Origin of the sequence: Bradyrhizobium sp. cf659, assembly GCF_900113725.1 — a bacterium.
GTDB lineage: Bacteria > Pseudomonadota > Alphaproteobacteria > Rhizobiales > Xanthobacteraceae > Bradyrhizobium.
In genome coordinates this window covers 76,506-91,226 of record NZ_FOQJ01000008.1, presented here as the reverse complement: position 1 = coordinate 91,226, position 14,721 = coordinate 76,506, and the positions used below count along the sequence as shown (strand labels likewise).

Sequence of the window (14,721 nt, the reverse complement as noted above, 5' to 3'; positions counted from 1 at the left end):
ATGTCCAATAACGCATTCCTGAAATCGGGCCCGGAGGGCTGAAAAAGCCGGAAGCGATTCTTACATTTGGCATATTCGCGTGCCAGAGATCGCTTTCTCAAGGCATGCGCCTATATCGGCGGAACTGCCGCTCGCTCAGAACCTTGCTTCCGCATGCCATCTCAACGTTTCGCCCCACCATCCGAAGTGCCTGGTCTTGCGGCACGGCGGATTGCCGCCGACATCGTCGACGGCGTGCTGCACAAGCACCGCACGCTTGACGACCAGCTCGACGGCGGCGGCGCCCATCCCGGACTGAAGACGCTGGCCGACCGCGACCGCGCGCTGATGCGCCGCCTGGTCGCGACCGTGCTGCGCCGGCTCGGCACGCTCGGCCATGTGCTGTCCCGCCTGCTCGACAAGGGCATTCCCTCCGACGCACCGCGCGCGCAGAGCGCGCTGCTGATCGGCGCCGCCCAGATCCTCTGGATGGACGTGCCCGATCATGCCGCCGTCGATCTCTCCGTCCGCCTCGTGCAATCCGACCGGCGCGCGGCGCGCTATGCCGGCCTCGTCAACGCCGTGCTGCGCCGCTGTGCGCGCGAGGGCCAGGCGCTGGTCGAGGAAGTCGCCACGCAATCGCTGGACCTGCCGCCATGGCTGCTGGCGCGCTGGAGCGCACATTATGGCGAGGCCACCGCAAGAGACATGGCACTGGCGCTCGGCCATGAGCCGTCGCTCGATCTGACCGTGAAGTCGGACGCCGAACAATGGGCGAGCCGCCTGCATGGCGAGACGCTGCCGACGGGAACGGTGCGGATGCTGCTGCACGGCTCGGTGACCATGCTGCCCGGCTTCGCCGAGGGACAATGGTGGGTGCAGGATGCCGCCGCCGCGCTGCCGGCCCGGCTGTTCGGCGACATCAAGGGCAAGTCCATTGCCGATCTCTGCGCCGCCCCGGGCGGCAAGACCGCGCAACTGGCGCACGCGGGCGCGCATGTCACGGCGATCGACCGCTCGCCTGCCCGGGTGGCACGGCTGCGCGAGAATCTGGCGCGGCTGTCGCTCCAGGCCGAGACCGTCGTCGCTGACGCCGCGGAATGGGCCGGCCCTGCCGAAGGTTTTGACGGTATCCTGATCGACGCGCCCTGCACCTCGACCGGCACGATCCGCCGTCATCCCGACGTGGCCTGGCTCCGGCAGGAGTCCGACATCGCCGCCCTGACCGCACTCCAGCAGCGGCTGCTGCGAAAATCGGTCTCGCTGCTCAAGCCGGGCGGGACGCTGGTCTATTGCACCTGTTCGCTGGAACCCGAAGAGGGCGAGCAGGCCATCGCCGCGCTGCTGGCCGCAGAGCCTGCGCTTCGCCGCGTCCCGATCGAGGCATCGGAGGTCTCAGGGCTGTCCGAGATCATCACCGCCGAGGGTGACCTGCGCACCCTGCCCAGCCATCTGCCGAACGCCGATCCCAAGCTCGGCGGGCTCGACGGATTCTTCGCAGCCCGGCTCGTTAAATCCTGATTTTGCACTGGTTTTTACAACCCCGACGTTGATTCCCACCGTTCAAGGTGGTGTCAGACGGCCGATTTTGGGATTAATAAGGATTCGTCGGAATCCTCCTCTCCCCCTTCAAGGCAAGGCGTGTCGGTCGCTCAACGCAGACGTATCTCGACGCTGGTGATGAACCGCTTCGCGCGGAACATGCTCGCGCGCGCGAGCGGCGGTTCCGTTGCGCTGTCGCGGGTCTGGCCCGGCCGCACCGACCGCCTGATCATCGCGCCGCACGACCTGCGCACCGCGGACGCCACCCGCGCCGCCGAGATCTATGCCGGCCGTTTCGTCTTCGCCGGCAAGATCGTCAATTGCCACGGCCGTTCGATCTTCGATCTCGAGTCGCCGTCGGAGGATTGGGAGGTTGCGCTGCTCGGCTTCGGCTGGCTGCGCCATCTGCGCGCCGCCGACACCGCACTGACGCGCGCCAATGCGCGCGCGCTGGTCGAGGACTGGATCGCCAACCCCGCCAACAAGCGCCGCCCCGTCGCGCGGCGCGCCGACGTGCTGGCGCGGCGCGTGATCTCGCTGTTGTCGCAGGCGCCCTTGGTGCTCAACGACACCGACAACAAATTCTACCGCCGCTATCTGCGCGCGCTGGCTCGCGAGATCCGCTTCCTGCGCTACACCATGATCAACATCCCGGACGGGGTGCCGAAGCTCCAGGTGCTGATCGCGCTGTGCTACACGACGCTCTGTCTCGCCAACCAGGCGCGACACATCCGCAGTGCCTCGAAAAAACTTTCGGACGAGTTGCAGCGGCAGATCCTGCCCGACGGCGGACACATCTCCCGCAATCCGGGCGCGCTGATCGAGCTCCTGATCGACCTGCTGCCGCTGCGGCAGACCTTCGCCGCGCGCAACATCGCGCCGCCGCCGGCGCTGCTGAACGCGATCGACCGCATGATGCCGATGCTGCGCTTCTTCCGGCACGGCGACGGTAATTTCGCGCTGTTCAACGGCATGAGCGCGACGCCCTCGGACCTGCTCGCGACGCTGCTCGCCTATGACGACACCCACGGCGCGCCGATGTCGAACATGCCGCATACCGGCTTCCAGCGCCTCGATGCCGGCCAGACCACGCTGATCATCGACACCGGCCCGCCGCCGCCGGCCGGCGTCAGCCACGACGCCCATGCCGGCTGCCTGTCGTTCGAATTGTCCTCCGGCATCAGCCGCATCGTCACCAATTGCGGCATGCCGACCACGGGGCGCGACAATTGGCGACCGTTCGCGCGCGGCACGGCGGCGCATTCGACGCTGACCTATCACGAGACCTCCTCATGCCAGTTCGTCGAGATGTCGGCGATGAAGCGGCTGTTGCATGGTGCGCCTGTCACCAGCGGCCCCGTCGAGGTCGAGAGCTATCGCGAAATCGTGCAGAACGGCACGCTGCTCACGGCCTCGCATGACGGCTATCTCGCCAAGTTCGGCGCGATCCATCGCCGCGTCCTGATGATCGCCAATGACGGCGCGCGCATCGACGGCGAGGACACGTTGTCGCCGCCACAAGGCGGACGTTTCAAGGGCGCGGATGCCGATTTCGCGGTCCGCTTCCATCTGCATCCGGCGGTGAAGGCGAGCCGGCTGTCGGATGCCCGCGGCGTCATGCTGGTGCTGCCGAACCGCGACGTCTGGACCTTCGAGGCGCTCGACGACAAGGTCGATCTCGAGGACAGCGTGTTCCTGGCCGGCAATGACGGCCCCCGCCGCACCGCGCAGATCGTGATCCGGCAGGATGCCCGCCAGGCGCCCTCGATCCGCTGGAGTTTCGTCCGCTCCACCGCTTCGCCCGCGATCACCAATGCCCGCCGCAACGCCCGCCGCGAGCCGGAACTTCCGCTGTAGATGCGCACGATTCGGCCCCATCTCGTCGTTGTGAAAACGGCCGAAAGCTGCTATCGAGCGCTCGCTCGCGCGACTGGCGACCTTGGATGGAGCACCATCGGGAAGCGCGGGACATAGACGCCGCGCGCCTGGGCATAGACACTCCTAAGACAGAGGATCTTGCTCATGACTGACCATCCCCGCCGCGTCACCCGCGCCCTGCTTTCCGTGTCCGACAAGACCGGCCTGATCGAATTCGCCAAGGCGCTTGCCGGCCATGACGTCGAACTGGTTTCAACCGGCGGCACCGCGAAAGCGATCGCCGCGGCCGGCCTCAAGGTGAAGGACGTCTCCGAGCTGACCGGCTTTCCTGAAATGATGGACGGCCGCGTCAAGACGCTGCATCCGAAGGTGCATGGCGGCCTGCTCGCGATCCGCGACAACAAGGAACATGCGGACGCGATGAAGGCGCACGGCATCGCGCCGATCGACCTGCTCGTCGTCAACCTCTATCCGTTCGAAGCGACCGTGGACAAAGGCGCGGGCTTCGAGGATTGCATCGAGAACATCGACATCGGCGGCCCCGCGATGATCCGCGCCGCCGCCAAGAACCATGACGACGTCGCCGTGGTGGTCGAGGCCGAGGACTACAAGGCGGTGCTCGACGAGCTCGCCGCCAACAACGGTGCGACCACGCTGAAACTGCGCCGGCGGCTTGCCGCAAAGGCCTATGCGCGCACCGCGGCCTACGACGCTGCGATATCGAACTGGTTCAACCGGCAGCTCGAGATCGACGCACCCGATTTCCGCGCCTTCGGCGGCAAATTGATCCAGTCGCTGCGCTATGGCGAGAACCCGCACCAGACCGCGGCATTCTACGCGACGCCCGACAAGCGCCCGGGCGTCTCGACCGCGCGGCAGCTCCAGGGCAAGGAGCTCTCCTACAACAACATCAACGACACCGATGCGGCCTATGAATGCATCGGCGAGTTCGACGCCAAGCGCACCGCGGCCTGCGTCATCGTCAAGCACGCCAATCCCTGCGGCGTCGCTGAGGGCTCCGACCTCGTCAGCGCCTATCGCAAGGCGCTCGCCTGCGATTCCACCTCGGCGTTCGGCGGCATCATCGCGATGAACCGCGCGCTCGACGCCGACACCGCGCGCGAGATCACGAAGATCTTCACCGAGGTGATCATCGCACCCGATGCCAGCGAGGAAGCGATCGCCATCATCGGCGCGCGCAAGAACCTTCGCCTGCTGCTCGCCGGCAGCCTGCCCGACCCGCGCGCGCCCGGCCTCACCGCCAAGACGGTGGCCGGCGGCCTTCTCGTGCAGAGCCGCGACAACGCCGTAGTCGACGACATGACGTTCAGGGTCGTGACCAAGCGTGCGCCGACCGATGCGGAGATGCGCGACCTCAAGTTCGCGTTCCGCGTCGCCAAGCACGTCAAGTCCAACACCATCATCTACGCCAAGGATCTCGCCACCGTCGGCATCGGCGCGGGCCAGATGAGCCGGGTCGATTCAGCCCGCATCGCGGCGCGCAAGGCGCAAGATGCGGCGGCTGAGCTGAAGCTCGCCGAGCCGCTCACCAAGGGCTCGGTGGTGGCCTCGGACGCGTTCTTCCCGTTCGCCGACGGCATGCTCGCCTGCATCGAGGCCGGCGCCACCGCCGTGGTGCAGCCCGGCGGCTCGATGCGCGACGACGAGGTGATCAAGGCCGCCGACGAGAACGGCATTGCCATGGTGTTCACGGGAACGCGGCACTTCAGGCACTGAGCCTCACCACGAGCATAGCCCGGATAGAGCGCAGCGAAATCCGGGCTACGGCACTAATCCGGCGGATGCCGCCAGACGTAGGTCGCGTTCGCAAGCAACAATGCGAGTACGGATGTGACGTAGACGGCAGCCTCCGTCGGAAAGCGATGGGCGCCGCGAAGCGCCCACGCGAACGCAGCCGCGATGACGAACGCCGCTCCGATATCGATGATCAGGAGGACGACCCTCGCCGACCTCATTACGCTTCCCGCACCCGCATCAACAGCCCCAGTCCCGCGACGAAGAACACCACCAGCACGGCCATGCCGGCCTTCTGGCTCGCGGTCGCCGCGGTGATCGTGCCGATTAGCAGCGGGCCGATGAAGGACGTCACTTTCCCGGTCAGCGCGAACAGGCCGAAATACTGCGCGATGCGATCCTTTGGTGCGAGGTGGATCAGCAGCGTGCGCGAGGCGGCCTGAAGCGGTCCGCCGGCAGCGCCGATCAGGCAGCCCAGCACGAGATAGGCGCGCTCGGCGGCGCTTGAGAACAGGGGCGCGCCGGGCTGGGGGGCTGCGACCTTGACGAACAGCACGCTGTCCTTGTCGACCAGAAGGATCGCCGCCACCGACAGCAGCAGGACCAGCAAGCTGCCGGCGATGACGCGCCTCGGCCCGAGACGATCGTCGAGCTTGCCGCCGAGCCAGGCGCCAAACGCGCCGGCGATCGCGAGCATGATGCCGAAGGTGCCGATCTGGATCGTGTGCCAGCCGAAGGTGCCGGCGGCGTAGATGCCGCCGAATGCGAACAGCGACACCAGGCCGTCGGTGTAGATCATGTTGGCGAGCAGGAACGCTGCGAGCGATTTCTGCTGCGGCAAACTCCTGATCGATTGCTTCAGCTCCGACAGGCCTTCGCGCAGCGCCTCGCGCACCGGGCGCTTCGCCGGATAATCCGGCGTGAACAGGAACATCGGCGTCACGAAGATGATGAACCACAACCCGGTCAGCGGTCCGGCGGCGCGATCTCCCTGATGGCTGGCGGGATCAAGCCCGAATAGCGGCGTGAGACCGAGCAGCGTGCGTCCGGTCTCGGGATTCGCCGCGAGCAGGCCGAGCACGATGATCAGGCTGACGATGCCGCCGATGTAACCCGTGGCCCAGCCGGTGCCGGAGAGCCGGCCGATCCGCTCCGGCGGCACCAGGGTCGGCATCATCGCGTTGTTGAAGACGGTGGCGAATTCCGCGCCGACGCTGGCGAGCGCGACCGCGGTGAGCAGGGGCGGAATGACCGAGGGATCGCCGGGCTTGCCGATCCACAGCGTGCAGGACGCCAGCACCAGCAGCGCGCCGAACCCCGCGATCCATGGCTTCCTGCGGCCCGAGGCATCCGCGATGGCTCCCAGCACCGGCGACATCAGCGCGATGGCGAGGCCCGCAGCCGCCATCGCAAAGCCCCACAACGATTGGCCGGTGGCAGGATCTGGCGCAATGCTGGTGGCGAAATAGGGTGCGAACACGAAGGTCGTGATCAGCGTGAAGTAAGGCTGCGCGGCCCAGTCGAAAAAGATCCAGCTGATGACGGCAGCGCGCGGCGGATAGGTCCGCTGCACGCCGGCCATGCGCGCATCCGAGGCGATCGTCGTCATCACGCAGTCCTCATCACGAACAGTTTTGCCTGTCTTGGGGCAACCGTATAGCATTGCAGCGACGCGTGTGAACTGTCCCGAGGGCCCGGCGGAAATTTGATGATGACGTCATTTTCGACACGGCGGACGTTTTTCGCCTTGTTTGCCGCTCTGGCGGTCGGTCTGGCGCCTGCGACCGCGCAGGACGCGCGACGGGCCTATGTCCCGCCCGCGCTCGACACGGTGCATGCCGTTGCAGCCGAGCACGGCATGGTGGTGGCGCAGGAAAGGATCTCGGCGCAGGTCGGCGCAGATATCCTGCGACGGGGCGGCAATGCCGTCGATGCCGCGGTCGCGACCGGCTTTGCGATGGCCGTGACCTATCCACGCGCCGGCAATATCGGCGGCGGCGGCTTCATGGTGATCCATTCCGCTGAGCGCAACGAGGACATCACGATCGACTATCGCGAGACCGCGCCGGCAGCGACCACGCCGCAGATCTTCCTCGGTCCCGACGGCAAGCCCGACACCGCCAAGTCGCGCGATTCCGCGCTCGGCATCGGCGTGCCCGGCACCGTCGCAGGACTCGCGCTGGCGCTGGAGAAATACGGCTCGGGCCAGTTCACGCTGGCGCAATTGCTCGAGCCCGCGATCGCGCTCGCCCGCGACGGATTCATCGTCAGCGACGATATCGCCGACAGCCTGCCGGGTTGGCACCGGCGCCTCATGCGCTGGCCTTCTTCGGCCAGGATTTTTTCGCGGCCTGATGGCACCTCACTCGGCGAAGGGGATCGACTGGTACAGAGCGATCTCGCCGAAACGCTCTCGACCGTCGCCGCGCAAGGTCCGCGCGGCTTCTATGAGGGCCCGGTTGCGGAAAAACTCGCCAAAGCCCTGTCCGACGCCGGGGGCATCATGACGGCTGCCGACCTGAAGGCCTATCAGCCGGTCATCCGCGCGCCCGTGCGCGGCACCTATCGCGGCTACGACATCGTGTCGATGCCGCTGCCTTCTTCCGGTGGCGTGGTGCTGGTGGAGACGCTCAACATCCTCGAAGGCTTTCAGCTCGCGGAGCTGAAGCAGGGCTCGCCGGCGTCGCTGCATCTCCTGATCGAGGCCATGAAGCGCGCCTATGCGGACCGCGCGCGCTATCTCGGCGACCCCGCCTTCGTCAACGCACCGATCGAGATCCTCACGGCAAAGGACTACGCGGCCAAGCTGCGCGCGGGCATCTCCACCAGCCGCGCCACGCCGTCGAAACAGCTGGTGTCCGCCGCGACCGCGCCGCGTGAGGGCAGCAACACCACGCATTTCTCCGTCGTCGATAGCCGTGGCAATGCCGTCAGCAACACATACACGCTGAACTTCAGCTATGGCGTCGGCCTCGTCGCTGATGGCACCGGCGTGCTGCTCAACAACGAGCTCGACGATTTCACCGCGGCGGTCGGCGCTTCCAACGCCTATGGCCTCGTCGGCTTCGAGGCCAATTTGCCAGGTCCCGGCAAGCGGCCGCTGTCGTCGATGTCGCCGACCATCGTGCTGAAGGACGGCAAGCCTGTGCTGGTGACGGGCTCGCCCGGCGGCAGCCGGATCATCTCCGCGGTGCTCCAGGTGATCGTGAACGTGCTCGATTACAAAATGGATGTGGCCGCCGCCGTTGCCGCACCGCGGCTGCACCATCAATGGCTGCCGGACGAGGTGCGCATCGAGCGCGGTTTTCCGGAGGATGTCCTGTTCGAGCTGAAGGCGATGGACCATCTCATCGTCGAGCCGATGGGACAGACCTCCGCCAATTCGATCGCGGTGACACCGAACGGCCCCCTCGGCGCACCTGATCCGCGCACGCGCGGCGCGGAAGCAGCGGGCCAGTAACTCGTCCGCTGCATGGCACCGAAGCGGGCGCTCGCTTGCGCCCGCTGCCACGCGTGCTACCACCGCGCGGCTTCAAGAAACTGCCGGGGAAACGTACATGACCACAGCCGATCCGAACCAGCGCATCGAACGCGCCGAGATCGAGGACACCAGCCTTCTCGCCTTCTATCGCGACATGAACACGCCGGAGCGCCGGACGTTCTGGGCCTGCGCGGCGGGCTGGGCGCTCGACGGCATGGACTTCATGATCTATCCGCTGGTGATCGGCACCATCATCGCGCTGTGGAAGGTCGACGCGGCCTCGGCAGGTCTCGCCGGCACGGTGACGCTGCTGGCCTCTGCGATCGGCGGCTGGCTTGGCGGCTACCTCTCCGACCATATCGGGCGGGTCAGGACGCTCCAGATCACCATCATCTGGTTCTCGTTCTTCTCGCTGGTCTGTGCGGTCGTGCAGAATTTCGAACAGCTCCTGATTGCACGCGCCGTGCTCGGCCTCGGCTTCGGCGGCGAGTGGGCGGCGGGCGCCGTGCTGATGGGCGAGGCGATCCGGCCGCAATATCGCGGGCGCGCCGTCGGCTCGGTGCAATCGGGCTGGGCGGTCGGCTGGGGTCTCGCCGTGCTGTCGCAGGCGATCCTGTTCTCGGTCTTGCCGGCCGAGACGGCATGGCGCTGGATGTTCGTGATCGGCGCGCTGCCGGCGCTGCTGGTGTTCTACATCCGCCGCTCCGTCACCGAGCCGGAGATCGCAGCCGAGGCCCGCGCCAGGCATGCGGAAACGGGCAGTCATCCGAAGCTTTGGGAGATCTTTACCTTTCCGATCGTGAAGACCACGATCCTGGCGTCGCTGATGGCAACGGGTTGCCAGGGCGGCTACTACGCCGTCACCTTCTGGGTGCCGCAGTTCCTGACCAAGGAGCGGCATCTGTCGATCGTCGGCTCGACCGGCTATCTCTCGACGCTGATCATCGGCTCCTTCATCGGCTATCTCACCGGCGCCTGGCTCGCCGACCGGATCGGACGGCGCAATCTGTTCCTGATCTTCTCGCTCGGGGCCATGGCGGTGGTGCTGCTCTATACGCAGCTGCCGCTGACCAACGAGATCCTGTGGGTGCTCGGCTTTCCGCTCGGCTTCTTTGCCTCGGGCTATTTCTCCGGCATCGGCGCGTTTCTCACCGAGCTCTATCCGACGCGGCTGCGCGGCTCCGGCCAGGGCTTTTGCTACAATTTCGGCCGCGGCATCGGCGCGCTGTTTCCGTTCCTCGTCGGTGCGCTGTCGGCGACGACGTCGCTCGCGAACGCAATCGCGATGTTTGCGGTGGTGGCCTACGCGCTGTTCTTCATCGCCGCCTTCGCGCTGCCGGAGACGCGCGGTCGCGTGCTGCACGCGGATTAGGGGTAAGCTGTCATTCCGGGGCACGCGAAGCGTGAACTATGGTGCGCAATTGCGCACCTGAGAATCTCGAGATTCCGGGTCTGGTGCTTCGCACCATCCCGGAATGACAGAAACTAACTACCGCCCCACCTGGTATGGCCCGCCTTTTTCCAGCGCTCTGGCGTAGGCCGGCCGCGCATGGATGCGCTCCAGGAACGCCATCGCCTTGGGATGGCCCTGCTCCAGCCCGCCGCGCGCTTGCGCGGCTTCGAGCGGGAAGCTCATCTGGATGTCGGCTGCGGTGAACTCGTTGCCGGCGAACCACTCGCTCTTCGCAAGCTCGCCTTCCCAGTAATCCATGTGCTGCTTGAGCTGCGGATTGACCAGCGCGGTCAGCGCCTGGTTGCAGACCTTGCGCACCAGCGGGCGAAGCAGCGCCGGTGCGCGCTTCGGCATCAGCGTGAACAGCAGCTTGAGCAGCAGCGGCTGCATCGCCGAGCCTTCCGCATAGTGCAGCCAGTAGGTGAAGCGCAGCCGCTCCGGCGTGTTCGGCGGCGGGATCAGCCGGCCGTTACCGTAGGTGGCGATGAGATATTCGATGATCGCGCCTGACTCCGCGACGGTGTTGCCGTTGTCGGTGATGACGGGCGACTTGCCGAGCGGATGGATGGCGCGCAGCTCCTTCGGCGCGCGCATGTCCGGCTGGCGCTGATAGCGCACGATCTCGTAGGGCACGCCCAATTCCTCGAGCAGCCACAGCACGCGCTGCGAGCGGGAATTGTTGAGGTGATGGACGGTCAGCATCGGCGGGATCCCTAGACTAGGCGTGGTCGGTTGGTCGCGTTCGTGCCAGCCCGGGAACGCAATGTCGAGCCGTCCGGACGGATATTTTCACCCGGGTATATTGACGCAAGTAATTTACCCGGGTATTAAAAGGCCAACGTCATCAATTATGGCAATGATTCCGATGCAAAGGACTTTCACAGCTTTCCAGGGCCAGCGCCGCCTGGCGTCCGGGCCGGCCGGAGAGGTCGCGCTGGTCGTCAAGCGGATGGCGCCGCCGCCGGACGAGCCCATCATCATCTTCGAGGACTCTACGGGCCGATCGATCGACTTCGATCTGCGCGGCGGGGATCGCGAGGTGCTGGCGCGGGTGACGAAGCTCGTCCCGCCCCCGGTTGAGGAGACCGCACCACCGAGCGAGCCGCGCGGGCGCGGCCGGCCGAAGCTCGGCGTGGTCGCGCGCGAGGTGACGCTGCTGCCGCGGCACTGGGAGTGGCTCAACGCGCAGGCGGGCGGCGCCTCGGTCGCGCTGCGGAAACTCGTCGACGAGGCAAGGCGTGCCAGCGGCGACAAGGACCGCGAGCGGCAGGCGCGCGATGCGGCCTATCACTTCATGTCGACCATGGCGGGCAACCTGCCGCAATTCGAGGAAGCCTCGCGGGCATTGTTCGCGGATGACCGGCGGCGCTTCACCGGGCTGATCGCGGACTGGCCCACTGACATCCGCGACCACATCGTCAAGCTCGCCTACAGCGACCGCGCGTAAACCGCGCGGCGCTTTCTCTCAACCCCTATCGACGGCCCAAGCCGCGCCTCGCGCGGCAACGGCTTCGCACGCCCTGATGAAAGGCCAATCCATGTCCGCCGCTACGCCGCTCTGGACGACATTCCTCCGCTTCCTCGCGCCCCTGATGCTGAGCAACGCGCTGCAATCGTTGTTCGGCACCGTCAGCAACGTCTATCTCGGCCAGATGATCGGCGTCGATGCGCTCGCGGCGGTCTCGGCGTTCTTCCCGGTGATGTTCTTCCTGTTCGCCTTCGTCATGGGCCTGAGCACCGGCGCCACTGTGCTGATCGGCCAGGCTTTCGGCGCCGGTGAACATGGCCGGATCAAAATCGTTGTCGGCACGACGCTCGCGGTCGGCCTGCTGCTCTCGATCTCGATTGCACTGGTCGGCGGCCTGTTCAGCCGGCCATTGATGATGGCGCTCGCGACGCCCTCGGATATTCTCGATCAGGCCTCCGCCTATGCGCGCATCATGCTGCTGACGATGCCGCTCGGCTTCGTCTTCCTGCTGATGACGGCGATGATCCGCGGTGTCGGCGACGGACTGACGCCTCTGCTGGCGCTGGCGTTGTCGACCGCGATCGGCCTGATCCTGACGCCGATGCTGATCCGCGGCGCGTTCGGATTGCCGACGGCCGGCATCGCCAGCCCGGCATGGGCGGCCGCGATCGCCAACGCGCTGACGCTGATCGCGCTGGCCGTCTATCTGCGGCGAAAGCAACATGCGCTCGCTCCCGATGCCGCGTTGCTGCGTCATCTGCGGCTCAACGGATCGGTGCTCGGCAAGATTCTCGGCATCGGACTGCCGAGCGCGATCGGCATGGTGGTGATGGCGATCGCTGAGCTGGTGCTGCTCGGCCTCGTCAACGGCTTTGGCTCCGACGCCACCGCCGCCTATGGCGCCGTCAACCAGGTGATGGGCTATACGCAGTTCACGGCGATGTCGATCTCGATCGCGGTCTCGATCCTCGGCGCGCAGGCCGTCGGCGGCGGCGACAGGGGCCGGCTCGACGGCATCGTGCGCACCGGCCTCGCGTTCAACCTGGTCCTGACCGGCGGGCTCGTGGCGCTGATCTATCTCGCGCCACGCACCGTGCTCGGCATCTTCATCACCGACGGCGCCGTGCTCGATCTCGCCAAGGAACTGCTCATCATTGCCTTGTGGAGCTCGGTGCCGTTCGGCCTGGCAACGGTGTTTTCGGGCGCCATGCGCGCCGCCGGCGTGGCGCTGACGCCGATGCTGCTCTCGATCTTCGCGATTCTCGCGATCGAGCTGCCGGCTGCGGTCATCCTGAGCCGCACGATTGGCCTGAAGGGCGTATGGGCCGCCTATCCGATCGTGTTCTGCGCCATGTTCGTTTTGCAGATGGGCTATTACATCTTGGTGTGGCGCAGGCGGGCAATCCGGCGTCTGATCTGACCGGATCAGCAAGGTATTATGACCATCATTAGACGGTGGACCTGTGGCGCACGCTGCGGCACAATGAATGAAACAGCGACGTCAGGGAGAACGATTTGACCCGCACAGCCCCGCAATTCCTGTTCGATTTCGGCAGCCCGAACGCCTATCTCAGCCATCTGGCGATCCCGGCGATCGAACAGCGCATCGGCGTCAAGTTCGAATATGTGCCGATCCTGCTCGGCGGCATCTTCAAGTCGACCAACAACAGGTCGCCGGCCGAGACGCTCGCCGGCATCAAGAACAAGCGCGAATTCCAGGCGATCGAGACCGAACGCTTCATCAAGCGCTTCAAGGTCCAGCCTTACGTCTTCAACCCGCACTTCCCCGTCAACACGCTGAACCTGATGCGCACCGCCATCGCAGCGCAGCTCGAGGGCGTATTCGAGACATATGTCGAGGCCGCCTTCCACCACATGTGGCGCGAACCGAAGAAGATGGACGATCCTGAAATCGCGGCGAAGGCGCTGACGTCCTCCGGCCTCGATGCGCAAAAGCTGTTCGCGCGCGCCCAGGAGCCCGAGGTGAAGGGCAAGCTGATCAAGAACACCGAAGAGGCGGTCGCGCGCGGCGCATTCGGCTCGCCGACCTTCTTCGTCGGCAACGAGATGTTTTTTGGCAAGGAGCAGCTGCGTGAAGTCGAGGAGATGGTGTCGGGGAAGTGATTTTCGCATCTTCTGGAAAGCTAGCAATCTCCTCGACGCCGTCCTGGCCCAGTGCGCAATTGCGCGCTAGGCCAGGACGACGGCAAGAAAAAAACAAGGACAATCCCATGCGTATCCTCGTGGTCGGCGCTGGCGCCATTGGCGGCTATTTTGGTGGCAGGCTGTTGCAGGCCGGCCGCGACGTCACCTTCCTGGTCCGGCCGCGCCGCGCCGCCGAGCTGGCGAGCGCCGGCCTCGTCATCAAGAGCCCGAACGGCGACGTGACGCTGAAGGCTCCGCCGACGGTCGAGGCCGACAAGCTCAAGGACAAGTTCGACGTCGTGCTCTTGAGCTGCAAGGCGTTCGATCTCGACGATGCCATCAAGTCGTTCGCGGCGGCGGTCGGACCTGATACGGCGATCATTCCGATGCTGAACGGCATGAAGCATCTCGATACGCTCGATGCAAAGTTCGGCAAGGAGCGCGTGCTTGGCGGGCTCTGCGCCATCGCCGCAACGCTGAACGAGAAGCGCGAGGTGGTGCAGCTCCAGCCGATGCAGGCAATCAGCTACGGCGAGCGCGACGGCAAGCTGTCCGACCGGGTCAAGGCGATCGACGAAGCCTTCAAGAGTGGCATCGTTGGTGCCACCGCCAGCCAGAACATCATGCAGGACATGTGGGAGAAATGGGTGTTCCTCTCCTCGCTCGCGGCCTCCACCAGCCTGATGCGCGCCTCCATCGGCAACATCCTCGCTGCTCCCGGCGGCAGGGATTTCCTGCTCGGCATGTTAGATGAGACCAGTGAGATTGCCACCGCGTCAGGCTATCCGCCAGGCGGTCCGTTCTTCGAGCGGGTGAAGGGCAACCTCACCACCGAGGGCTCGCCGATGACGGCGTCGATGTTCCGCGACATCAAGGCCGGCCTGCCGGTCGAGGCCGATCACGTCATCGGCGATCTCATCGCACGCGGCGATGCCGCCAAGGTGCCGGTGCCGAAGCTGCGCATCGCGTATACGCATTTGAAAGCGTATGAGAAGCAGCGGGCGGGGTAGCGGCCAGCCA

Annotated in this window: 12 protein-coding genes and 1 riboswitch; of the genes, 9 read left to right on the top strand and 3 right to left on the bottom strand. The window is 66.0% G+C overall.

All coding sequences use genetic code 11. From position 1 onward, the window contains the following. The first annotated feature begins 153 nt into the window (after positions 1-153). From BM118_RS27845 to purH, 3 genes are all read left to right on the top strand, one after another. On the top strand, positions 154-1,500 hold the full coding sequence (locus BM118_RS27845) for an RsmB/NOP family class I SAM-dependent RNA methyltransferase (protein WP_092189330.1): 1,347 nt from the start codon (positions 154-156) through the stop codon (positions 1,498-1,500). 159 nt (positions 1,501-1,659) lie between these two features. Further along, positions 1,660-3,378 carry a heparinase II/III family protein gene (locus BM118_RS27840; RefSeq protein WP_177234785.1) on the top strand — a complete coding sequence of 573 codons (1,719 nt, stop codon included), beginning with the start codon at positions 1,660-1,662 and terminating at the stop codon, positions 3,376-3,378. 59 nt (positions 3,379-3,437) lie between these two features. Next, positions 3,438-3,519, top strand: a riboswitch (ZMP/ZTP riboswitch). A gap of 24 nt (positions 3,520-3,543) precedes the next feature. Then, positions 3,544-5,136, top strand: a complete 1,593-nt coding sequence (gene purH / locus BM118_RS27835) for a bifunctional phosphoribosylaminoimidazolecarboxamide formyltransferase/IMP cyclohydrolase (RefSeq protein ID WP_092189326.1) — start codon at positions 3,544-3,546, stop codon at positions 5,134-5,136. A gap of 53 nt (positions 5,137-5,189) precedes the next feature. On the opposite strand, the gene BM118_RS27830 is transcribed toward purH, so the two are convergent. Together BM118_RS27830 and BM118_RS27825 are read right to left on the bottom strand one after the other, a co-directional pair. Then, complete coding sequence (locus BM118_RS27830) at positions 5,190-5,375, bottom strand: hypothetical protein (RefSeq protein WP_092189324.1); 186 nt, start codon at positions 5,373-5,375, stop codon at positions 5,190-5,192. Next, entirely contained in the window at positions 5,375-6,763 is a 1,389-nt protein-coding gene (locus tag BM118_RS27825; RefSeq protein WP_092189322.1) for an MFS transporter, read from the bottom strand. The genes BM118_RS27830 and BM118_RS27825 overlap by 1 nt, the downstream gene beginning before the upstream one ends. A 99-nt stretch (positions 6,764-6,862) precedes the next feature. Here BM118_RS27825 and ggt point away from each other — a divergent pair, with 99 nt between their 5' ends. Beyond that, positions 6,863-8,614 (top strand): gamma-glutamyltransferase, encoded by a 1,752-nt coding sequence (gene ggt, locus BM118_RS27820; protein ID WP_092189320.1) that lies wholly within the window; start codon positions 6,863-6,865, stop codon positions 8,612-8,614. A 97-nt stretch (positions 8,615-8,711) separates the two neighbouring features. Next, positions 8,712-10,007, top strand: a complete 1,296-nt coding sequence (locus BM118_RS27815; protein ID WP_092189318.1) for an MFS transporter — start codon at positions 8,712-8,714, stop codon at positions 10,005-10,007. Between the two features lie 117 nt (positions 10,008-10,124). Here the strand turns inward: BM118_RS27815 and BM118_RS27810 are convergent, their stop codons facing one another. After that, positions 10,125-10,790 (bottom strand): glutathione S-transferase family protein, encoded by a 666-nt coding sequence (locus tag BM118_RS27810; RefSeq protein WP_092189317.1) that lies wholly within the window; start codon positions 10,788-10,790, stop codon positions 10,125-10,127. 148 nt (positions 10,791-10,938) lie between these two features. On the opposite strand from BM118_RS27810, the gene BM118_RS27805 reads away from it, so the two are divergent. The 4 genes from BM118_RS27805 to panE all read left to right on the top strand — a co-directional run bounded on the left by BM118_RS27805 (position 10,939) and on the right by panE (position 14,711). Further along, complete coding sequence (locus BM118_RS27805; RefSeq protein WP_092189315.1) at positions 10,939-11,535, top strand: DUF2239 family protein; 597 nt, start codon at positions 10,939-10,941, stop codon at positions 11,533-11,535. A 91-nt stretch (positions 11,536-11,626) separates the two neighbouring features. Then, a complete protein-coding gene (locus BM118_RS27800; RefSeq protein WP_177234754.1) occupies positions 11,627-12,976 on the top strand; it encodes an MATE family efflux transporter in 1,350 nt (449 codons plus the stop codon). 95 nt (positions 12,977-13,071) lie between these two features. Next, positions 13,072-13,680, top strand: a complete 609-nt coding sequence (locus tag BM118_RS27795; RefSeq protein WP_092189311.1) for a 2-hydroxychromene-2-carboxylate isomerase — start codon at positions 13,072-13,074, stop codon at positions 13,678-13,680. A gap of 107 nt (positions 13,681-13,787) precedes the next feature. Next, positions 13,788-14,711, top strand: a complete 924-nt coding sequence (gene panE / locus BM118_RS27790; protein ID WP_092189309.1) for a 2-dehydropantoate 2-reductase — start codon at positions 13,788-13,790, stop codon at positions 14,709-14,711. The last annotated feature ends 10 nt before the right edge of the window (positions 14,712-14,721 follow it).